We start from the raw sequence: 20,620 nt of genomic DNA on the forward strand, positions 1-20,620 counted from the left end.
GGGGGAGGCTTTGAAACCTTTTTAACGGCCCTCTCGCTCCGGGGGGGGGACAAAAACGACAAACATTATTCCCCCCGGGGCGCCCCCGCCGATACGCGAAATCTTGTATTGCGATCGGGAGAGGCAATTGCTGAATCGGTTTCATCGGTGTTGGGAGGCTTGAAAGCAACCGGGCTATTTCCGCGAGCAGACGGCCAAATGGAACTTGCACTAAGGCGGTTGGCAAGCTTTGAAGGCAAGGCACGTGCGCGCTGGCTTTCGAGCCCGTTGCTCAGAGGCTGGGTCGGGAGACTATCTGCGGCGCTACGTTCCGGGAGCGCCGAGACAGCAATCGCACGCGTGCTCGACCAGATTCCGAATTACTTCGCGCAGCCCGAGGCTTTGTCCGAGTTCCCCTATTGGCATTGGTCGGGTGTCATAGAGGTTGCCGACCCAGCCCTCTGCATTCGTGCTTTGGATACATCTCTCTCTGAGGGCTGCGGACTGACTAATTTGCAATTGGATAATTGCACGGTTGATGCACTATCGCCAATCGCGGGAACGGAAATTGTTGTACGAAGTGATGCGCCGTCGCTTCGATTGCAAATAGACCAAAGTGCGGCCCCGCAAAGAGAAACGGCCGTAATAGGAGATAACGCACCCGCAGGTGATCCGGCCTATCCGGCCTATGACGGAGCAACTTTTCACACCGCTGTAGAATGGCTGAGCGTTGCCTGGCCGGAAGAACTGTCGGATTGGAACCAGACCGTGCAGGTCATCATCCCTTTCCAATTGGTAGGCCGGTGGTCGGCAAATAGTTTTACGATGTCATCAATGCAGGGCGCGTGCTGGTCAACACAGTCAGACCTGCTGCTCACCTATGAAAGTCTTGTGCACGAACAAAGCCATATAAAGTTGCGCTATATCGAAGACAGCTTTCCACTGCTTCAACCCGGACAGACCGACCAAAGCTTTCCCGTTGGCTGGCGCAGCGACAGGCGCCCGATTATCGGTATTTTCGAAGGTGTTTACGTACATCTTCATATAGCGCACGCTCTCCTTCGGCTTCTCGAAACGGGGCTGCTGGATGCGGAGCAATCCGTTAAGGCTCACCGTCGGTTGCAAGAGATTGTTTTGCATGCGGCTCAGGGCACCGACATTTTGAATGGGCATGCGCGCTGGACCAATCATGGTGTTCATTTTCAGCAATGGGCATTCGACGAAATTCACTTTTTGCGTCGCAGGATGTGATTGGTCGAAATTACCGATAGCATCATTGACTTGCCCTGCCGCCGCATTGATACCTCGCGGCGGGAGAATACCATGAAATATAACTTTTCGTCCGTGTCGCGTTCGGCCCTCGCTATCTCTGCACTCATCGGCCTGTCCGCATCCCCTGCTTTTGCCGAAGAAAAGAAAGAAGATGCGAAGTGGGATGTGAACGCGCCTCCTGGGCTAACGATCCGAGAGATACCTATTTCGGTGGACGAAGGGACATGGATGAATGTCGATGTCAGTCCCGATGGCAGGTTGGTTGCCTTCGATATGCTGGGCGACATCTACACCATGCCCATCGCTGGCGGCACGCCGACACGTGTCGCCGAGGGTTTGGCTTATGAAACCCAGCCTCGTTTTTCGCCCGACGGCAAACGTATTTCCTTCACATCCGATCGTGGCGGTGGCGATAATATCTGGATCATGAATGCAGATGGCACTGACAAACGTCAGCTGACAAAGGAAGATTTCCGCTTGCTCAACCAAGCGAGCTGGAGCCCCGACGGACAGTTCATTGCCGCAAAAAAGCATTTCACCACGCAGCGTTCGCTAGGAACGGGTGAGGTCTGGCTTTATCACATTTCGGGCGGTGCTGGCGTGCCGCTGGTCAAGAAACCCAGCGAAGTGCACCAAAAGGAGCTGGGTGAACCCATCTTCGCCCCCGACGGCAAGCATATCTACTACACCCGCAATACCACGCCCGGGCCAATCTTCGAATATGCGCAGGATTCCAACAACCAGCTGTTTGCCATTGAACGCTATGCCATCGAGACTGGCGAAACCGAAACCGTTGTAGGCGGGGAGGGCGGTGCCGTGCGCCCCACACCTTCGCCCGACGGCAAGAAACTGGCCTATGTCCGCCGCGAAAAGACGCGGTCCAAACTCTATCTGCGCGATTTGGAAACCGGCACAGACCGCAAGGTTTATGACAGCCTCGATCAGGATGTGCAGGAAACTTGGGCGGTTACCGGTGTATATCCCAATATGGCGTGGACACCCGACAGTTCGGCTTTGCTGTTCTGGGCCGGCGGAAAATTACGCAAGCTCAATGTCGGTAGCGGCGCCAGCGAAATCATCCCTTTCCAGATAAGCGACAGCCGCGGTGTCATCGATCCGCCGCGTCCTCCGGTGGAGGTCGCACCTGACAGCTTCGAAACCAAAATTCCGCGTGGGGCAGTCGTGTCTCCGGATGGCAGCAAGGTGCTGTTCGAAACATTGGGCAAATTGTGGGTCAAATCGATGGCAGGCGGCGAACCGCGCCGGTTGACCAACGATGCAGAGGCGATGGAAGCCTATCCCACCTGGTCAGCCGACGGGAAAAGCGTAGCCTTTGTTCGCTGGACCGACGCTGGGCTGGGAACCATACAGGTCGTTGGCGCAAATGGCGGTGCCAGCAAGGCGGTGACCAAGGCAGCAGGCCATTATGCCCGCCCGCGCTTTTCACCCGACGGCAAGACCATAGTTTTTGAGAAAGGCAATGGCGGCTACCTTGTCAGTCCCCGCGCCTCGACCGAACCCGGCATCTATCGGGTGGCAGCGAGCGGCGGTGCGGCTACCCGCATTACGCGCGACGGCGAAGCGCCGCATTTTGGTGCTGCGAACGACCGCGTCTTTTTCACCACGAGCGATGCCAAGGGCGCCAAGCTGGTCAGCACCGACCTGAATGGTGAGGCGCGGCGCACCCATGCCGAGGGCGAAATGGTCAACGCCTATAGCGTCTCGCCCGATGGCACCCATTTCGCATTCCGCCAGAATTATCAGGCCTTTGTCATGCCTTTGATGCCGGGCACGCAGGCGGTGACGGCGTCGCCCAATGGCGGCCCGATGCCGGTGACCAAGGCCAGCGGTGATGGGGCGGACTGGATTCACTGGTCCAATGGTGGTGCCAAGCTGCACTGGTCGATGGGGCCGGTTGTGTACAGCGCAGACCGCGGCGCGCTTTTCGCCAATGCCCCGCTGGCAAAGGATGCCAAGCCGGCAAAGTTTGAACCACCAAAAACGGGCGTGTCGCTCTCGATGCGCATCAATGCGGAAAAGCCAAGTGGTCGTGTCGCACTGGTCGGCGCACGGATCGTGACCATGGTTGGTGCCGACGGCGGCATCATCGAAAATGGTGTGGTGCTGGTAGAAGGTAACCGGATTGCGATGGTCGGCGATCTGGCCTCGACCACCATCCCGGCGGGAACGCCGACTGTTGACGTCAGCGGCAAGACCATTATCCCGGGCCTGATCGATGCGCATGCCCACGGCCCCTATGGCGTCGACGAAATGACACCGCAGGTGAACTGGTCGGAAACCGTAAATCTCGCAATGGGCGTGACCACACGGCACGATCCTTCCAGCCGTTCGGCATTGGTCTTCCCCGCGCTTGAAATGGTCCGCGCAGGCAAAATCATCGGCCCGCGCAGCTTTTCGACCGGCGAAATCGTCTATGGTGCAAAGAACCCGCATGTCTATGCGAAGATTGACAGCAGGGCGGATGCGCTGGCGCATCTCCGCCTTCTGAAGGCACGGGGGGCGCACAGAAAAAAAAAATACAACCCGCCCCGCCGTGACCAGCGCCAGCAGGTTGTAGCCGCGGCGATTGATGAGAATATGCGCTCGGTTGCCGAAGGCGGCTCGCTGTTCGGGCTCGACATGACCCTGATTGCCGATGGCAACACCACGGTCGAGCACAATATCCCGGTCGAAACCTTTTACCAGGATGTGCAGCAATTCTTCTCGCGCTCAAAAGTTGGGTACACACCGACATTGGTTGTCACTTATGGCGGTCCAGCCGCTGATCCCTATTGGCGCTCCCATACCGAAGTGTGGAAGCAGCCCCTGTTGCAAAAGCACGTACCGGAAACGGTGCTGGTGGCGAACAATGCCCGCCGGACGATCGCGCCCGAAGATAATTATGTCGATGACGAAAGCGCACGCGAAGCGGCCAAGCTGGCGCGGCTTGGCGTTCCCGTGTCGATCGGCGCACACGGGCAGGAGCCGGGCATCGCTGCGCATTGGGAGCTTTGGTCCTTCGTACGTGGCGGTATGACGCCGGTTGAGGCATTGCGTGCAGGGACCATCGAATCCGCCCGTTCGCTTGGCTATGACAAGGATATCGGTTCTCTGGAGGCAGGCAAACTCGCGGATCTGGTCGTGCTTGATGCCGATCCGACCGCGGATATCCGCAATTCGGAGCGCGTCGCAAAAGTGATGATCAACGGCAGGCTTTACGATGCTGCTACGCTGAACGAGGAAGTTACCGGAAACCGTAAACGTCCAGCCTATTGGTGGGAAGGCCAGCAAGGCGGGGCCAGTGGTTCGGCAGGAGTCGCTGAAGCGGCCGGGCACCAAGACGAGGATTGAGATTTTGAAGGTCCGAGCCGTTGGCTTGGGCCTTCAAGCGAAAGCCAAGCCTTCGAACTTCCCGTTATTGCGCCATTCGTCGATATATTTGAAATAGGCGACTGCACCGGCCGGATAGCCCATGCTGAGCGCGCCGGGAGTGCCCTCCCAGCCATGGCCTTCATTATTGTAATAGCCGGGCGTGCACTCAGTGCCGCCGATGATCATACCCATTCCGGTGGAAAGCAGCGCCAGCCAGTCATCTTCAGCCTGCTTGGTAACCTCATTGGTGGTGTGGCCCGATTGCAGCGTATGGCTGACGATTGCGGTGATCGTTTTGGCGGAATCGACCAGATTATGCGGCACGTTCGAAATCAGGTTCGCGCCCTGCGCCGGATGGACGATGTACATGTTGGGGAAGCCATGCACATGTATGCCGTGCAGGCTGCGCATCCCATCGGCCCAATAGTCGGACAGTTTCAATCCATCGCGGCCTACAGCGTCAAAGCCTGAACGACGCTGGTAACTGGTGCCGACTTCAAAACCCGACGCATAGACGATGCAGTCGACTTCATATTCCTTGCCGGCAACGACCAGACCCTTTTCGGTAATCCGTTCCACACCCTTGCCGTCGGTATCGATCAGGTGGGTGTTGGGATTGTTGAAGGATTGCAGATATTCGTCGTGGAAGCAGGGGCGTTTGCAAAGTTGGCGGTACCAGGCCTTCAGCTTTTCCGCCGTTTCCTTGTCGTTGACGATCGCCTCCGCGCGTGAACGAATTTCGGCCATTTTTTCATGATCGGTTTCTTCATACGCAGCGAGGATGCCGACAGGATTCAATTGTTCGGGCGGCAAATCTACCATTTTGGCGCGCATACGGCGCGACATGTCGGTCCAGCCATCGGCGACCAGATCGACCTCGGGTATGCCGATGCCGGAGAAATGCGCGGCGAAATTTTCAAGCCATTTATATTGCCAGCCCGGTTCCGAAATCTTGTCGAACCAGTCTGGATCGATCGGCCCGTTGTTGCGCGCATCGACCGATGACGGGGTGCGCTGGAATACGAACAGTTCCTTGGCGTCGCGCGAGAGATAGGGAACAGCCTGTACCGACGTCGCACCTGTCCCGATAATTGCGACCCGCTTGTCGGCCAATTTGGTCATTGGCGCGCCTTCGGGGCTGCCCCCGGTATAGGCATAATCCCACCGGCTGGTGTGGAAGCTATGGCCATTGAAATTCTCGATACCGGGAATGCCCGGTAGTTTGGCAACGTGAAGCGGACCCGTGCCTAGACCAACAAATTGCGCGGTAAAGGCATCGCCGCGGTTGGTGCGGATTATCCAGCGCGAATTGGCATCATCCCATTCGAGCGCGGTAACTTCGGTGTGAAGCAGGGCATTGTCATACAGCCCGAATGTGTTGCCGATGCGTTGGCAGTGCGAGAGTATCTCGGGCGCATGTGCATATTTTTCGGATGGCATGTGCCCTGTTTCTTCAAGCAGGGGCATGTAGATGAGCGACGCCGTATCGCATTGTGCACCGGGGTAGCGGTTCCAATACCATGTGCCACCAAAGTCACCGCCCTTTTCGACGATGCGGACATCTTCAACGCCGGCTTCTTTCAGCTTGGCAGCCGTCACCAGCCCAGCATAGCCGCCGCCGATGAAGGCGAAAGTTACATGATCGGTAACCGGCGCGCGCGGCTTGACCGGAATATAGGGGTCTTCCTTGTAATGCGCGAACTTGCCCGCAATCTCGACATATTGCTCGTTGCCGTCGGTGCGGACCCGCTTGTCGCGCTCTTCCGAATATTTCGAACGAATCGTATCTATGTCGAGAGTCATGTTACCCCGCTTTCGCTGCTACACTTTCCGGTAAATCCTTGCCGAAAACCCGCTGATAATATTCAGCCACCAGCGCCCGCTCTGCATCGTCGCACTTGTTGAGGAATGACAGGCGGAAGGCGAAGCCCACATCCTTGAAGATCGCGGCATTCTGTGCCCAGGTGATCACCGTGCGCGGGCTCATGACGGTCGAGATGTCGCCGTTGATAAAGCCTTGGCGCGTCAGTTCGGCCACCTTCACCATATTGGCAATCTGCGCCGCGTCGCCGCCCGCCTTGGCAAGGACGATCTCGCTCTCCACCTGCGCAGGCAAATAATTGAGGCCGACGACGATGTTCCACCGGTCCATCTGGCCCTGATTGATCTGCTGCGTGCCGTGATACAGGCCGCTGGTGTCACCCAAGCCGACAGTGTTGGCCGTAGCGAACAGGCGGAACCACGGGTTGGGGCGGATAACACGATTCTGATCGAGCAGTGTCAGCTTGCCCTCGGTTTCGAGCACGCGCTGGATCACGAACATCACGTCCGGACGACCGGCATCATATTCGTCAAAAACAAGGGCGGTTGGTGTCTGCAGCGCCCAAGGCAGCAGACCTTCACGGAACTCGGTCACCTGCACCCCGTCGCGCAGCACGATGGCGTCGCGCCCGATCAGGTCGATACGGCTGATATGTGCGTCAAGATTGATGCGGATGCATGGCCATTTGAGTCGCGCCGCGACCTGTTCAATGTGGGTCGACTTACCCGTGCCGTGATAGCCCTGAACCATCACGCGGCGATTGTAAGCAAAACCGGCGAGGATCGCGAGAGTGGTGTCGGGATCGAAAACATAGGCGGGATCAAGATCCGGCACGCGTTCGTCGGCTTCGCTGAAAGCCGGGCATTCCATGTCGATATCGATACCGAACATCTCGCGCACATTCACCTTGGTGTCGGGTGCATCGAGGATGGTGGTCGCCCGGCTGTCAGGCTGGATGTTCGGTATGTCGGTCATTATTCCGTCTCAAATTGAAATCGTTTTATAATCGCGTGGTGCCTATAAGCAGCAATGTCCAGTTGCAACGCCTTTTCAAAGAAAATCGATGCGTAGTTCTGTGCGCATTTTTTCAAACTGGTTTGTCTAGCCCAATTGCTTCACCGCTCGCGGGTTTGCCAACTCCTCCGCCAGATGTGCACTACGCACTGAGCGTACTTGCGACATGTACGCGTGCAAGGCATAAGTCGATAGTAATTCAGGAGGTTGTGAAGATGCGTGTTTCACTCAAGATGGCGGTCGTGTTGCTGCTACTGCCATGTGCAGAAATATCCGCAGTTGCCCAGCAGTCTACGATGCCGCCTTTGGCCGCTATGCCCGTGCCCGGTGAACTTGAATTGGCAAAAATGATATGGTCGACCCTCGCTGCGTTAGACCACGCCAATCAGTCCGGAAACTATTCGGTGTTACGTGACCTGTCTGCGCCGGGTTTCCAGACGGTCAACAATCCGTCGCAGCTATCAAATATTTTTTCTGCATTGCGGGAAAGTCGCCTGGACCTCTCTAACGCTTTGCTGCTGGCACCTACATATTCCGCTGCACCTGCAGTCTCGCCTGATAACATCCTCGACGTACGAGGTTTTTTCGGTTTGCGCCCTACAGCGATAAGTTTTCAGTTGCAGTATCAATGGGTGGGTGGCCGGTGGCGATTGTTCGGCGTTGCAATAAATCCTGCAACAATGGCACAATCCATGCCCGGTCCAGCACTTGGTTCAAATACACCAGCAAAACCGGAAAATGATAAGAAACGTTGAAATTACCCTGTTGGGAGATTCAATTTACTTCGGAGCATTGACTTTCAAGAGAGCATAGGCGGCTAGTACTTTCTGCAATTTAACTTCGTAGCTTCTGTCACCACCGTTTCTGTCGGGATGGTATTTTCGGACTAGTTTCGAGTAAGCCGCACGCACCGCCTTTCGGTCGGCATGCCGATCAAGCCCCAAAGTCCTTAAAGCGGCGAGGTCCTCTATAGACAATGTCCGCTGATTGGCTTGCGTCGCTGATTTCGCCTCTTCCATCCGCTTTTTGAAGCGCGTCGAAATCGCCTCCAGCGGATCATTGAAGTCTGCCCAGCGCGGTGGCGAATCGGCACCCCCGTTCGCCTTGAAGGCCCGTGTTTCGCTCGGCCAGACATTCAGCGGGCTCTGCGCCTTTGCGATTTCATCGGCAGACATGCCGTCAAACCAGTCATAGCCTGCGTTGAACTCGCGTACATGATCCAGGCAGAAATAAAGATAATCTCCCGGCCCATTCGGTCCCGGCGGGCGGCCGTAGGGGTTGGGCGCGCGAAACTCACCCGGATACTGACAGCGAGGGTGCTGGCACACCCGCTGCGACCCGCGCATGCGGCCATGGAATCTGTCAGGATTGCGTGGTGCGGACATGCTTTCCCCTTGGCCAAAGACGCATGATATGGGAAGAGGGAAGCCATGACAAAAGGACAAATCCAAGTTGAAATGGAGGCACTGCTAATCGCGGCCTTCTCCCCAAGCCATCTTGCCGTGATTAACGATAGCGGCAAGCATCGCGGCCATAGTGGCGACGACGGCTCGGGCGAAAGCCATTTCACCGTAGAAATAGAAAGCGCTGCCTTTGTCGGAGTAAACCGTGTGATGCGCCAGCGGATGGTGAACAAAGCACTAGGCGATTTGCCGGGCGAACGCGTACATGCGCTTGCAATCAAGGCGACGGCGCCTGGGGAATAGCCATGCTTGTAGTCACCCCCACATCACATGATCTAGGCATGTTCAAGGTGCGCCGGACCCTGCCCAGCATGGCGAGGATCATGGTTGGCCCATTCATCTTCGTTGACCAGTTTGGCCCGGCGCATTTCGATATCGGGCAGGGCATGGATGTCCGCCCGCATCCACATATTAACCTGGCGACGGTGACGTATCTTTTTGAAGGCGCGATTGATCATCGCGATAGTCTGGGTACTTATGCGACGATAAGGACCGGTGCATTGAACCTGATGACGGCAGGTCGCGGTATCGTGCATTCGGAACGCACGCCCGAGGCTGAGCGTGCTAGCGGATCTCCGATATCAGGCATGCAGACCTGGCTCGCGCTGCCTGATGGTAAGGAAGAAATCGATCCGGCATTCGAACATGTCGCGGCAGAACATCTGCCCCAGATCGATGGTGATGGGGTGACGGCGCGGGTGATTATGGGCAGTCTGTGGGGTGTGACCGCGCCGACTACGCAGCATGCTGAAACCATTTATGCAGATATCGCACTGGAAGCAGGAGCGTCGATCCTGATCGATGCGCAGGCGGATGAGCGCGGCATTCTGGTTGCAATCGGTGAGGCGAGCCTCGACGGGCAACCACTGGAAACGCACAGCCTCTATATTCTTCAGCCGGGCGTGCCGATGACTTTGCGCGCGACTAAAGCCTGTCGCGTCATGCTGCTCGGCGGGGAAGCTTTCAAGACGCCGCGCCATGTCTGGTGGAATTTTGTCAGTTCGTCACGTGATCGTATCAATCAGGCGAAGGATGATTGGAAAGCGGGGCACTTTCCCAAAGTACCTGGCGACGAAATCGAATGGATACCTATTCCTGAAATTCCGCTGACACGCAGCGAGATTTGACAAAATTATACAATACGATTTGCTTTTTCTCGTTAATACAATTCTTTGTAGGTCGGGGTTGCGGAGAGTATTGTGCTGAAATCGTCTCTAAGGCGTGTATATCTTTCGACAGATGTTGAGCTGGATTGCTGTGTAATCGGTGAGCCTTCAAATCCAGCGATTATTTTCCTTCATGGTTTTCCGGAATCGCATCGCACCTGGCGTCATCAATTACTTGCCTTGTCCGAAAACTATTATTGTATTGCACCTGATCAGCGTGGATATCGCGGGTCTTCCAAGCCAATAGATGTAAGCGCTTACACAGCGGACAAATTGACGGCTGATGTTTTTGCTTTGGCAGATTCTCTGGATGTAGACGAGTTCACAATTGCCGGCCACGATTGGGGTGGTGCCATTGCATGGAGCGTTGCGCTGAACGGCCAACCCGGCGGGTTGAATGCGCAATGGGCTGGACGTGTGACGCGTGCGATGATTGCCAATGCGCCGCACCCTGCGGTTTACCAACGTCTGTTGGTCAGCGATCCCGTCCAAAGGGAGGCGGCGCAATATGTCCGCTTTTTTCGCGATCCGGCCGCCGATGCGATCGTCGACGGCGGCGGATTGTTGCCTTTACTCGAAAAAGTGTGGGGCTGGCAAAAGCCCGAAGCCATGGATGCCTACGAATATGGGGAATTGCTGGCGGGCTGGGAAGACCGCGCAGCTGCAACCGCGATGCTCAACTGGTACCGCGCGTCCATCATCTCGGTTCCAGCGATCGGCGAAGTTATTGAAGTGCCCGAATGGGCCGCTGCGGGCGTCCCGAAACTGACCATCCCGACGCTGCTGGTCTGGGCGATGGAAGACAAGGCACTTTCACCCTCCAACATCGAAGGCATCGACGAATTGGTGCCTGATGTTCACATCGAACGCATCGCTGATTGCGGACATTTTGTGACATGGGAAAAGCCCGAAGCAGTGATTGCGGCTATGCAGAATTTTCTCGCCCATACCAATTAATCGATGCCCCATGCGGATGGCAGGCGGCCAGGTGTAGTGACTCACCTGACGGCCACAGCCGTAACCGCAACTGCATAGGTGAAATGGTCGACGGATCGGGTTCGAACGATAGCCAGCCAAGCGGGCAATCCGGGGTTGCGGTTTTGCCGGCCTTTAATATTGCCGCCTCAATCCGTTTTTGCGCGTCCACGGGTAGATACTGCCAGAATACGCTGTGCATCACGATGCGTGCGGTGCCCTTGGCGTGGGGTTCGGCCAACTTATTTTCGATCCAATCGGCGGCATCGCCTGCTTCTACCGCCGGAAGATGGGCGCGTGCCGTTGCGATCGCTGCTTCCAGACGCGCCAGCCGGTCATGCTGGTCCGGCCAGCAATAGGCGAGAAGTCGCTTGGCGATAGCTTCATCGCGCACGTCGAGCGGATTCTGGTCGACACCGCTGCGTGCGACGATCAGCGGCCATTGACCCACTGGAGCATCGCCCATCCATTTGGGTATGATGCGCACTGCCGCATCAATAGATCCCGCCTCCAGCCCGCCCAGATTATAGTAGAAGTGGTCGAGATTGAGATTAAGTCCAGCACTAGAGCCAAGCTCTAACAGTTCGATCGGCATTTCGAGTCGCTGTGCTGCGACCATCAACCCGGCCATCAGCGCAGCGCTTCGTCCGACTTCGTTCGTTTGCGGGGGGCTGTCGAGCCATGGGTAAAGCCAGTCATCCCATTCTTTCAGAACGCGCGGGATAATCGTGGCAACATCACCAGTTCCAGCTCGATACAATACTGTAAGATCTGCATCTCGTCCAGACCGCGCCAAGGCATGCAATCCGCCCGCAATCCGCAGTTTCAGCGCGTCTACCATCGGATCACCGGGCCAGTCCAATATCCGCGCACCGGTGCGGCTGTTGTGATCGAGTATCTCTGCCATTGTTTCCAGCACTTCTGCTGTCAGCGGCGAGTTCATTGCGCGGCATCCGGATGCTTGCTGGCGAAAGGCATTTCGTATGGCGTCGGACATGCACTACTCCTTGCCCTTGCTGCATCGCACAAGTAAAGCGCGCCGACAATGACTGCGCCAATCATCTTTGCCATCCCCAAGGGACGGATTCTCGACGAGGCTTTGCCGCTTATGCAGGCTGCCGGTATCAAACCTGAAGCAGCCTTCTTTGACAAGGAAAGCCGCGCGCTGATGTTCGCCACCAATGATCCCGGTGTGCAGATCATCCGTGTGCGCGCATTCGACGTGGCTACCTTCGTGGCCCATGGTGCGGCGCAGGTGGGCATTGTCGGTTCGGACGTGATTGACGAGTTCGATTATTCGGAACTCTACGCCCCGGTTGACCTCAATATCGGTCATTGCCGGATTTCGGTTGCCGAGCCTGCCGAACTGGCGGCGACCGACGATCCGCGTAGCTGGAGCCACGTCCGCGTTGCCACAAAATATCCCAATCTGACCCGCAAGCATTTTGCCGCGCGCGGCGTGCAGGCGGAATGTGTGAAGCTCAACGGCGCGATGGAAATTGCTCCGCTGCTTGGGTTATCCAGCCGTATTGTCGATCTTGTTTCGTCGGGTAAGACGCTCAAGGAAAATGGACTGGTAGAGGTCGAAAAAATCGCTGAAGTCTCGGCGCGGTTGGTTGCCAACCGGGCTGCGTTCAAGACCGATGCGCGCGTTTCCGATCTCGTCGAGAAATTCCGTGAGGCGGTACGTGCTTAGACTATCAACCAACCAACCCGATTTTGACCGGCAATTTGACAAGCTGGTCAATGGCAGGCGCGAAGCCGAAGCGGATGTAACGGCGATCGTCGAGCAAACGATCCGCGATGTGCGCGCCCGCGGTGATGTAGCACTGCTGGAACTGACCGAGCGTTTTGACGGTTTCAGCCTCAGCGAGCACGGCTGGCAGATTAGCGCGGATGAATGCAAGGCGGCCTACCAGTCGCTCGCACCCGAATTGCAGGACGCATTGAAACTCGCGGCGCAACGGATCAAGGCTTACCACAAGGCGCAATTGCCCAAGGATCGCGACTATCGCGACAAAGAGGGTGTTCGCCTCGGTGCACGCTGGAGCGCGGTGGATGCGGCAGGCGTTTATGTTCCCGGCGGACGCGCGGCTTATCCCTCTTCGGTATTGATGAACGCGATTCCGGCAAAGGTGGCGGGTGTCGAACGTCTGGTTATGGTCACACCGACTCCGCAGGGCGAGGTGAACCCCACCGTGATGGCAGCGGCGCATTTGGCAGGCGTTGATGAAATCTGGCGGCTGGGCGGTGCGCAGGCGATTGCGGCGCTCGCCTACGGCACAGACAGGATCGCGCCGGTGGATGTCATTACCGGCCCGGGTAATGCATGGGTGGCAGAGGCCAAGCGCCAGCTCTACGGCGTCGTCGGCATCGATATGGTCGCAGGCCCTTCCGAAATCGTCGTCGTTGCAGACGGCAAGAACAAACCCGAATGGATTGCCGCAGATCTGCTCAGCCAGGCCGAGCATGATCCCACAAGCCAGTCGATTCTGTTCACGGACAATGCGGATTTCGCCGATAAGGTCGCCGCCGAAGTCGATGCGCAACTGGCGCAACTTGCTACCACAAAGGTTGCGAGCGAAAGCTGGCAGACCAATGGCGCAATCGTCGTCGTCGACAAACTTGAAACGGCAATGTCGTTGGTGAACCGTCTCGCCGCCGAACATCTCGAACTGGCGGTGGACGACAAGCGTGCCGAAAAACTGTTCGATCTGGGTCGCCACGCCGGGTCAGTATTCTTGGGCCGCAAGACGCCCCAAGCCATAGGCGACTATGTGGCGGGTCCTAATCATGTGCTGCCGACTGGGCGCCGTGCGCGCTTTTCATCGGGGCTGTCCGTGCTCGATTTCATGAAGCGTACCAGCTTCATCGCACTCGACAAAAGGGCGTTGAAGGCAATCGGTCCGGCGGCGCTCGCCTTGGCTGAAGCCGAGGGCTTGCCCGCACATGCCGAAAGCGTGAGAAAGAGATTATGAGCAAACCCCGTTCCAAAGCCCGCGCCGCAGCGCGGCTCGCCGCCGTGCAGGCGCTGTACCAGATGGATATGGAGTCGATTGGTGTTGCCCGCTTATTGTCCGAATTCCACGCGCACCGCCTGGGTGCCGAAATTGAAGACGCACAATATGCGGAGGCCGATATCGACTTTTTCGACGATCTGGTCGCAGGTGTTGATGCCCGGCGTGAAGAGATTGATGCATTGATCGAAGCCAAGCTTGGGGAACAATGGAAGATTGGCCGCCTCGACAAGACCATGCTCCAATTGCTGCGGGCCGGCACATATGAGCTGCTCGCGCGCCCTGATGTACCAACCGCGACGGTGATCGACGAGTATGTCGATGTCGCGCATGCCTTTTTCGACAAGAAAGATGCAAAATTCGTCAACGGCTTGCTCGATGCCGTGGCGAAGGAGAAGCGGGATTGAAAATTCACCGTAGCCCTGAGCTTGTCGAAGGGCGCTTCTCGGCGAGGCGTGCTTCGACAGGCTCAGCACTACGGTATTCAAATGACCGCTGAATCCACCTTCATCGAAATGATGCGCGTCATGGCGCGTGACCCGGCGGCACGTGGCCTTATGGACGATGCCGCTGCTATCGAACTTGGCAATGAAACCCTGATCCTCACCCATGACATGATGGCAGAGGATGTGCACTGGCTGCCCAAGGCGGATCCTGCCGATGTCGCGTGGAAACTGGTGTCGGCGAACCTTTCGGACCTTGCAGCCAAAGGTGCGCGCCCCTTAGGCGTGTTGCTTGGCTTCATGCTTGGCGACAGCGACTGGGACAGGCGCTTCGCCGATGGGCTGGAGCGCGTGTTGACGCATTATGCCGTTCCGTTACTTGGCGGCGATACGGTTTCAAACAGGGGCGATAAGCGAGCTGTCGGTTTGACTGCGATAGGTGCGGCAACACATCGCCCTGTTCCTGCGCGGAGTGGTGCGCGGGCAGGGGATGTACTGTACGTTACCGGAACGCTCGGAGACGCGTTGGCGGGGTTCGAGCTGGCGGAGGCGGATCTGGAGGGTGTCGACGCACTGTCCGCTGCCTATCACCGGCCAATGGCAAGGTTAAGTGACGGGCAAGCGCTGGCTCCGTTCGTTGCTGCCATGATGGATGTGTCCGACGGACTGCTGATCGACGCTGAACGGATGGCCGCTGCGAGCAAGGTTGAAATCCGGATCGACATCGACGCGATCCCGCTCAGCGCAGCCTATCGCACGATGCGGGGCGACAGCATCGACAGTCGTCTGCAGGCTGCTTCCTGGGGCGATGATTATCAACTGCTTTTTTCAGCTCCGGCAGATGCCGCGCTTCCAGTTGCTGCAACCGCGGTAGGCAGCGTCGTCGAAGGCTCAGGGCTGGCGTTGTTTGAAGCCAATGCGCCGATACCGCTGCCGCCCTCGCTCGGTTATCAACATCATTGACGCATTTGGCCGATTCCTGCGGCTTTTAAGGGTTGCCTAAGCCTCTAATCCACAGCATAGCAACGCGGCTTGCGCCCTTGTCCTCTTGGGCGCGGTCGCAAAAACAAGTGGGAATTTAGGGGGAAGGAATCTCCATGTCTTTGACATTAATCGCAATTATTTGCGGTGTCTTGGCCGTAGTGTACGGCTTTGTCACCAGCCGCCAGGTGCTTGGCGCCTCGGCCGGCAATGAAAAAATGCAGGAAATCGCAGCCGCGATCCAGGAAGGTGCGCAAGCCTATCTGGGTCGTCAGTATCGCACCATCGCCATCGTTGGTGTGGTCGTTGCCGTACTGGTCGCTGCGTTCCTCGGCGTGATCCCGACCATCGGCTTCGTTATCGGTGCCGTGCTTTCGGGTGTGGCAGGCTATATCGGGATGAACATCTCGGTGCGCTCGAACGTCCGTACCGCTGCTGCGGCACAGACCGGCCTACAGGCTGGCCTGACCATGGCGTTCCGCGCGGGTGCGATCACCGGCATGCTCGTTGCCGGCCTTGCTCTGCTCGCGATCGCCGTGTTCTTCTGGTACCTGACCGATATCGCGATGATGGCTCCGAACAGCCGTGCGGTTGTCGACGCGCTTGTCGCGCTCGCTTTTGGCGCTTCGCTGATCTCGATCTTCGCGCGTCTCGGCGGCGGTATCTTCACCAAGGCCGCTGACGTCGGCGCCGACCTTGTCGGCAAGGTCGAAGCTGGTATCCCCGAAGACGATCCACGCAACCCGGCGGTTATCGCCGATAACGTTGGTGACAATGTCGGCGACTGCGCCGGTATGGCCGCTGACTTGTTCGAAACCTATGTCGTTACCGTTGGCGCAACGATGGTCCTCATCGCGCTCCTTGTTAAGGGCGTAACTGACAGCGCATTGTTGCTGAATCTGATGAGCCTTCCGCTCCTCATCGGCGGCGTCTGTGTCGTAACCTCGATCATCGGCACCTATTTCGTCCGTCTGGGCGGTGGCACCAATGTCATGGGTGCGATGTACAAGGGCTTCCTTGTTACTGCCGTGCTCTCGGTTCCGGCGATCTGGTTCTCGATCAGCTATGCCATGGGCGGCATGGAAACGGATGTGGGCGGTTTCACCGGTCGCACGCTGTTCTATTGCTCGCTGCTCGGCCTGATCATCACCGGCCTGATCATCTGGATCACCGAATATTACACTGGCACCAACTATCGTCCGGTCCGCTCCATCGCCAAGGCTTCGGAAACTGGCCACGGCACCAACGTCATTCAGGGTCTGGCTATCAGCCTTGAATCGACCGCGATGCCGACCATCGTGATCTGTGCTGGCATCATCATCGCCTATCAGCTGGCAGGCGTGATCGGGATTGCCTTTGCGGCGACCGCGATGCTCGCACTGGCTGGAATGGTCGTGGCGCTCGACGCTTATGGTCCGGTGACCGACAATGCAGGCGGTATTGCCGAAATGGCCGGTCTGGACGACAGCGTCCGTGAAAAGACCGACCTTCTCGATGCCGTTGGCAACACCACCAAGGCTGTGACCAAGGGCTATGCCATTGGTTCGGCAGGTCTTGCAGCGCTCGTATTGTTCGCAGCCTACACCACCGACCTTCGCGAGTTCTTCCCGAACCTGACGGTCAATTTCAGCCTCGAAAACCCCTATGTCATCGTCGGGCTGCTGCTCGGCGCGCTGCTGCCGTACCTCTTCGGTGCGATGGGCATGACCGCTGTGGGCCGTGCGGCTGGCGAAGTGGTGAAAGACGTGCGCGACCAGTTCGCAAACGATCCGGGCATCATGACCTTCAAGTCGAAACCGAACTATGCGCGTACGGTTGATCTCGTGACCAAGGCGGCGATCAAGGAAATGATCATCCCGTCGCTGTTGCCGGTGCTCGCACCGATTGCGGTGTACTTCATCATCACGGCTGTCGCAGGCCAGGCAGAGGGCTTTGCCGCTCTCGGCGCGCTCCTGCTCGGTGTGATTGTGGGCGGTCTGTTCGTTGCCATCTCGATGACTTCGGGTGGTGGCGCATGGGACAATGCCAAGAAATATATCGAAGACGGCCATCATGGCGGCAAGGGTTCGGAAGCCCATAAGGCTGCCGTGACCGGCGACACAGTTGGCGATCCCTATAAGGATACCGCTGGCCCCGCCGTGAACCCGATGATCAAGATCACCAACATCGTCGCGCTGCTGCTGCTCGCAGCGCTCGCACACGGCGCTGCCTGATCTGATCCTTCATATGTAAAAATTAACCCCGCCGGAGCGATCCGGCGGGGTTTTTCATTGCCCTGTTAGCAATTATTTCGGGACTTGGTGCTAAGGCAGCACAGCAGCAGGAGCCCGAACCGATGGAAGCATCTGGCGTCCAGATTTATCCCATGCACCGCACGCAAATAGCGGAAACCGGTGAGCGGTCAGTCGCGCCCGCCGTTGCCAGCTTTGTGTCCGCTCGGGAATTCGCGTCCGTTCCGCGTCAAGTGGCAGAGTGGCATGGCCTTGCAGCAGATTGCAGCGAGCCCAATGCCTTTAACGAACATTGGTATCTGACGATTGCGTTGGCGGCGCTTGACAGTCAGGGCGAGGTTGAACTGGCCATAGTGCGCTCCAACGGCCGCCTGATAGGCCTGATGCCGCGCTTTCTCTCCACATCCTATGCAGGCTTGCCGCTGCGTTCGGTGCAGAATTGGCTCAACCACAATGCCTTTCTGGGAACGCCATTGGTGGCCAAGGGGTTTGAACAACTGTTCTGGCAGGCTTTGCTTTCCGAATTGGATCGCCAACCAAATGGTGCGCTGTTCTGTCACCTGACTGGAATGGCGGTCGATGGGCCGGTTGCTTCTGCCCTTGAAGCAGAATGCCACGCAACGGGGCGCCAGGTCGCCTTGTTCCACCGCGAAGAACGGGCACTGCTTGAGCGTGGCTTGTCGCCCGAGGCCTATCTGGAGGCGACGATGCGCGGCAAGAAGCGCAAGGAATTGCGACGGCAGCAGAATCGGTTGGCAGAACTGGGGCAATTAGAGTTTCAGCGGAGCGATGGTCGCGAGGGACTGGATGGCTGGATAGAGGAATTTCTGGCACTCGAACGGCGTGGCTGGAAGGGTGCCAATGGCTCCGCATTGGATTGCGCTGACAGCACGCGCAGCCTTTTTCGAGGCGCGCTCCATGGGGCAGCAAGCAAAGGGAAACTGGAATTGCTGGCGTTGCGTCTGGACGGCCGGGCTATAGCCATGTTGGTCAACTTCCTGACCCCACCGGGTGCATTCTCATTCAAGACGGCATTTGATGAAGACTATTCCCGCTTCTCGCCGGGTGTATTGTTACAGATTCACAATCTGGCCCTGCTCGAACGAGATGGGATTGAATGGTGTGATAGCTGCGCGGCGCAGGATCATCCGATGATCGACAGCATTTGGTCTGGGCGGCGAGCTATCGGCCGATATTCGGTCTCTATAGGCGGCCCGCTACGCCGGGCAGCGTTTGCGGCATTGTTGTTTGCGGAAAAGGCGAAGGGCCGATTGCGTCAGATCAATGCAGGAAAATCAAAAGAAGCCAATGGGAAGTCGTCATGACCCAGATTTTTGATGAAGATATCTGCGCGGAATTTTCGCGCAACTATCCCGAAATCCCGCACCGCCTGCGGCACAATCTGCGCGAGCATCCGCTGCTGACGCTTGAGGCTTTGGCGAAACTGGGTGAGGGGCTGCCGGTTTCATCCATCGAATATAACAAAGGCGATTTGCCCACTGGCGTTGATCCGAATTCGGATATCGCCAACGGCCTTTCCATTGGCGACACTATCCGCAATGTGGACACGTGCCGCAGTTGGGCCGTGCTTAAAAACATAGAGCAGGTGCCAGAATATCGTGCGCTGCTGCTCGATCTCTTGGGCGAATTGAAGCCTTTCATCGAAACGAAGACCGGGGCTATGTTGATGCCGCAAGGCTTCATTTTCGTCTCATCGCCCGACGCGGTAACGCCTTACCATTTCGACCCCGAACACAATATCTTGCTGCAGTTGAAGGGCAGCAAGACGATGACGCAATTCCCGGCGGGCGACCCCGTTTATGCGCCGGATGAAACGCATGAGGGCTATCACACCGGCGGGCATCGCAACCTGGTATGGCGCGACGAACTGGCACAGGGGGCCACAGAATGGAGTCTCCAGCCCGGTGAAGCTGTATTCGTTCCGGTGATGGCGCCGCATCATGTAAAGGTGGGGCCCGATCCCTCTATTTCGCTTTCGATCACCTGGCGCAGCGACTGGAGCTATGCCGAGGCCGATGCCCGCGCTTTTAACAGCATCTTGCGCAAATCCGGTATGCGTCCGCGCGCACCCGGACGCTACCCCGCACAGAATACCGCCAAGGCCTATGCTTGGCGGGTCATTCGCAAGCTGAAAGGCTCTGGCTAGAACCGTTTGCGAAAGCTGAGTTCGAACACGCGACCTTCCGGATCGAGGAAGCCTCGCTGATAGCTCAAAGGCGTTGCGCCATTATTGTCGCGCACCTTGATATAGTCGTTAAGGACGTTCTGGACGCGAAAAGCGATGCGGCTGCCTTTCAGGAAGGGTATCTTCTTGGTCAGGTCGCCGCGCTGGTCGAGGCTGATGAACAGAAAGCTGTTCAGGCTGAACTGATCGCTGAAATAAAGGTCGCTACTGCCCGGCAGCCCGCTGCCATCGGCACGCGTCGCCCCGCGATAGGTGCCTTCAAAGCGTAACCCCATCCCTTTGTGGAAGACCCCACCGTTGAGCGACAGTTCGTGCTGCGGCGATCCGCCCAGACTGCTGGTTGCCGATCCGTTGAGCAGGTCGAGCACGGGAACGCCGGGCGCAATGAGGATTTCGTCTTGCAAGCGGTAGGTGTGGTAGAGTGCGATCTGCCATCGGCTCGGTGGGCCGCCGCCAGGCATCATACCCATCGGGCCGCGACCGCCACCGGGGCCACCTGCGCCGGGACCACGCCCGCCGCCTCCAGCACGTTTTCGGCGACGCGACGCGTCTGATCCGTCAATAACCCCAACTCCTTCCTGTCAATCGACAGCGGAATCATGATCTCCGGCACCACCTTCAACTTGCGGCGGCGCAAGTCGACCGCCGCCTCCATGATCGCGCGCACCTGCATCTCAAG

Annotated in this window: 19 protein-coding genes; 13 read left to right on the forward strand and 6 right to left on the reverse strand. The window is 57.7% G+C overall.

All coding sequences use genetic code 11. The annotated features are described in order from the left end of the window. Window positions 1-1,230 (forward strand): HEXXH motif-containing putative peptide modification protein (locus Q0239_RS09790; RefSeq protein WP_298601947.1); only part of this gene is annotated, 1,230 nt, incomplete at its 5' end. 72 nt (window positions 1,231-1,302) lie between these two features. Continuing rightward, on the forward strand, window positions 1,303-4,602 hold the full coding sequence (locus tag Q0239_RS09795; RefSeq protein WP_298601951.1) for an amidohydrolase family protein: 3,300 nt from the start codon (window positions 1,303-1,305) through the stop codon (window positions 4,600-4,602). 33 nt (window positions 4,603-4,635) lie between these two features. Here Q0239_RS09795 and Q0239_RS09800 read toward each other — a convergent pair whose 3' ends face one another. Both Q0239_RS09800 and cobS read right to left on the reverse strand, forming a co-directional pair. After that, window positions 4,636-6,426 carry an NAD(P)/FAD-dependent oxidoreductase gene (locus tag Q0239_RS09800; protein WP_298601955.1) on the reverse strand — a complete coding sequence of 597 codons (1,791 nt, stop codon included), beginning with the start codon at window positions 6,424-6,426 and terminating at the stop codon, window positions 4,636-4,638. A 1-nt stretch (window position 6,427) separates the two neighbouring features. After that, window positions 6,428-7,420, reverse strand: coding sequence for a cobaltochelatase subunit CobS (gene cobS, locus Q0239_RS09805; RefSeq protein ID WP_298601958.1), 993 nt, complete (start codon window positions 7,418-7,420; stop codon window positions 6,428-6,430). A gap of 254 nt (window positions 7,421-7,674) precedes the next feature. On the opposite strand from cobS, the gene Q0239_RS09810 reads away from it, so the two are divergent. Then, window positions 7,675-8,214: a hypothetical protein gene (locus Q0239_RS09810; protein ID WP_298601961.1), complete on the forward strand. Its 540-nt coding sequence runs from the start codon at window positions 7,675-7,677 to the stop codon at window positions 8,212-8,214. Window positions 8,215-8,238: 24 nt separating this feature from the next. Here Q0239_RS09810 and Q0239_RS09815 read toward each other — a convergent pair whose 3' ends face one another. Further along, entirely contained in the window at window positions 8,239-8,844 is a 606-nt protein-coding gene (locus Q0239_RS09815) for a J domain-containing protein (RefSeq protein ID WP_298601964.1), read from the reverse strand. Window positions 8,845-8,889: 45 nt separating this feature from the next. Here Q0239_RS09815 and Q0239_RS09820 point away from each other — a divergent pair, with 45 nt between their 5' ends. From Q0239_RS09820 to Q0239_RS09830, 3 genes are all read left to right on the forward strand, one after another. After that, on the forward strand, window positions 8,890-9,165 hold the full coding sequence (locus tag Q0239_RS09820) for a BolA family transcriptional regulator (protein ID WP_298601967.1): 276 nt from the start codon (window positions 8,890-8,892) through the stop codon (window positions 9,163-9,165). A 2-nt stretch (window positions 9,166-9,167) separates the two neighbouring features. Next, the gene (locus tag Q0239_RS09825; RefSeq protein WP_298601970.1) at window positions 9,168-10,049 is read left to right on the forward strand and encodes a pirin family protein; all 882 of its coding nucleotides are present in this window, start codon (window positions 9,168-9,170) and stop codon (window positions 10,047-10,049) included. 72 nt (window positions 10,050-10,121) lie between these two features. Next, the gene (locus tag Q0239_RS09830) at window positions 10,122-11,045 is read left to right on the forward strand and encodes an alpha/beta hydrolase (RefSeq protein WP_298601974.1); all 924 of its coding nucleotides are present in this window, start codon (window positions 10,122-10,124) and stop codon (window positions 11,043-11,045) included. Here the strand turns inward: Q0239_RS09830 and Q0239_RS09835 are convergent. Next, window positions 11,014-12,060, reverse strand: a complete 1,047-nt coding sequence (locus Q0239_RS09835) for a DUF2332 family protein (RefSeq protein ID WP_298601976.1) — start codon at window positions 12,058-12,060, stop codon at window positions 11,014-11,016. The two genes, Q0239_RS09830 and Q0239_RS09835, sit on opposite strands and share 32 nt — an antisense overlap. A 48-nt stretch (window positions 12,061-12,108) precedes the next feature. Between Q0239_RS09835 and hisG the strand changes: the two genes are divergently transcribed. The 7 genes from hisG to Q0239_RS09870 all read left to right on the forward strand — a co-directional run bounded on the left by hisG (window position 12,109) and on the right by Q0239_RS09870 (window position 19,902). Then, window positions 12,109-12,759, forward strand: a complete 651-nt coding sequence (gene hisG, locus Q0239_RS09840; protein WP_298601978.1) for an ATP phosphoribosyltransferase — start codon at window positions 12,109-12,111, stop codon at window positions 12,757-12,759. Further along, complete coding sequence (gene hisD / locus Q0239_RS09845; RefSeq protein ID WP_298601981.1) at window positions 12,752-14,041, forward strand: histidinol dehydrogenase; 1,290 nt, start codon at window positions 12,752-12,754, stop codon at window positions 14,039-14,041. Before hisG ends, hisD begins: the two co-directional genes overlap by 8 nt. Continuing rightward, window positions 14,038-14,487: a transcription antitermination factor NusB gene (gene nusB / locus Q0239_RS09850; RefSeq protein ID WP_298601984.1), complete on the forward strand. Its 450-nt coding sequence runs from the start codon at window positions 14,038-14,040 to the stop codon at window positions 14,485-14,487. The genes hisD and nusB overlap by 4 nt, the downstream gene beginning before the upstream one ends. 81 nt (window positions 14,488-14,568) lie before the next feature. Then, the gene (thiL, locus tag Q0239_RS09855) at window positions 14,569-15,486 is read left to right on the forward strand and encodes a thiamine-phosphate kinase (protein ID WP_298601987.1); all 918 of its coding nucleotides are present in this window, start codon (window positions 14,569-14,571) and stop codon (window positions 15,484-15,486) included. 134 nt (window positions 15,487-15,620) lie between these two features. Continuing rightward, the gene (locus Q0239_RS09860; RefSeq protein ID WP_298601990.1) at window positions 15,621-17,717 is read left to right on the forward strand and encodes a sodium-translocating pyrophosphatase; all 2,097 of its coding nucleotides are present in this window, start codon (window positions 15,621-15,623) and stop codon (window positions 17,715-17,717) included. Window positions 17,718-17,839: 122 nt separating this feature from the next. Then, a complete protein-coding gene (locus Q0239_RS09865) occupies window positions 17,840-19,060 on the forward strand; it encodes a GNAT family N-acetyltransferase (RefSeq protein WP_298601993.1) in 1,221 nt (406 codons plus the stop codon). Beyond that, window positions 19,057-19,902: a transcriptional regulator gene (locus tag Q0239_RS09870; protein ID WP_298601996.1), complete on the forward strand. Its 846-nt coding sequence runs from the start codon at window positions 19,057-19,059 to the stop codon at window positions 19,900-19,902. The genes Q0239_RS09865 and Q0239_RS09870 overlap by 4 nt, the downstream gene beginning before the upstream one ends. Here the strand turns inward: Q0239_RS09870 and Q0239_RS09875 are convergent. Together Q0239_RS09875 and Q0239_RS09880 are read right to left on the reverse strand one after the other, a co-directional pair. Further along, complete coding sequence (locus tag Q0239_RS09875) at window positions 19,899-20,411, reverse strand: TonB-dependent receptor (protein WP_298601999.1); 513 nt, start codon at window positions 20,409-20,411, stop codon at window positions 19,899-19,901. The two genes, Q0239_RS09870 and Q0239_RS09875, sit on opposite strands and share 4 nt — an antisense overlap. Then, on the reverse strand, window positions 20,402-20,620 hold a 219-nt coding region (locus tag Q0239_RS09880; RefSeq protein ID WP_298602002.1), incomplete at its 5' end, for a hypothetical protein. The genes Q0239_RS09880 and Q0239_RS09875, both read right to left, overlap by 10 nt.

It is taken from the genome of uncultured Sphingorhabdus sp. (assembly GCF_937872355.1).
GTDB lineage: Bacteria > Pseudomonadota > Alphaproteobacteria > Sphingomonadales > Sphingomonadaceae > Sphingorhabdus_B.

Excerpts from the sequence above, each read along its gene's own strand:
- Q0239_RS09795 (WP_298601951.1), top strand. The coding sequence starts at position 1,303 with ATGAAATATAACTTTTCGTCCGTGTCGCGTTCGGCCCTCGCTATCTCT.
- Q0239_RS09800 (WP_298601955.1), bottom strand. The coding sequence starts at position 6,426 with ATGACTCTCGACATAGATACGATTCGTTCGAAATATTCGGAAGAGCGC.
- cobS (WP_298601958.1), bottom strand. The coding sequence starts at position 7,420 with ATGACCGACATACCGAACATCCAGCCTGACAGCCGGGCGACCACCATC.
- Q0239_RS09810 (WP_298601961.1), top strand. The coding sequence starts at position 7,675 with ATGCGTGTTTCACTCAAGATGGCGGTCGTGTTGCTGCTACTGCCATGT.
- Q0239_RS09815 (WP_298601964.1), bottom strand. The coding sequence starts at position 8,844 with ATGTCCGCACCACGCAATCCTGACAGATTCCATGGCCGCATGCGCGGG.
- Q0239_RS09820 (WP_298601967.1), top strand. The coding sequence starts at position 8,890 with ATGACAAAAGGACAAATCCAAGTTGAAATGGAGGCACTGCTAATCGCG.
- Q0239_RS09825 (WP_298601970.1), top strand. The coding sequence starts at position 9,168 with ATGCTTGTAGTCACCCCCACATCACATGATCTAGGCATGTTCAAGGTG.
- Q0239_RS09835 (WP_298601976.1), bottom strand. The coding sequence starts at position 12,060 with ATGTCCGACGCCATACGAAATGCCTTTCGCCAGCAAGCATCCGGATGC.
- hisG (WP_298601978.1), top strand. The coding sequence starts at position 12,109 with ATGACTGCGCCAATCATCTTTGCCATCCCCAAGGGACGGATTCTCGAC.
- nusB (WP_298601984.1), top strand. The coding sequence starts at position 14,038 with ATGAGCAAACCCCGTTCCAAAGCCCGCGCCGCAGCGCGGCTCGCCGCC.
- thiL (WP_298601987.1), top strand. The coding sequence starts at position 14,569 with ATGACCGCTGAATCCACCTTCATCGAAATGATGCGCGTCATGGCGCGT.
- Q0239_RS09860 (WP_298601990.1), top strand. The coding sequence starts at position 15,621 with ATGTCTTTGACATTAATCGCAATTATTTGCGGTGTCTTGGCCGTAGTG.
- Q0239_RS09865 (WP_298601993.1), top strand. The coding sequence starts at position 17,840 with ATGGAAGCATCTGGCGTCCAGATTTATCCCATGCACCGCACGCAAATA.
- Q0239_RS09870 (WP_298601996.1), top strand. The coding sequence starts at position 19,057 with ATGACCCAGATTTTTGATGAAGATATCTGCGCGGAATTTTCGCGCAAC.
- Q0239_RS09875 (WP_298601999.1), bottom strand. The coding sequence starts at position 20,411 with ATGGGTATGATGCCTGGCGGCGGCCCACCGAGCCGATGGCAGATCGCA.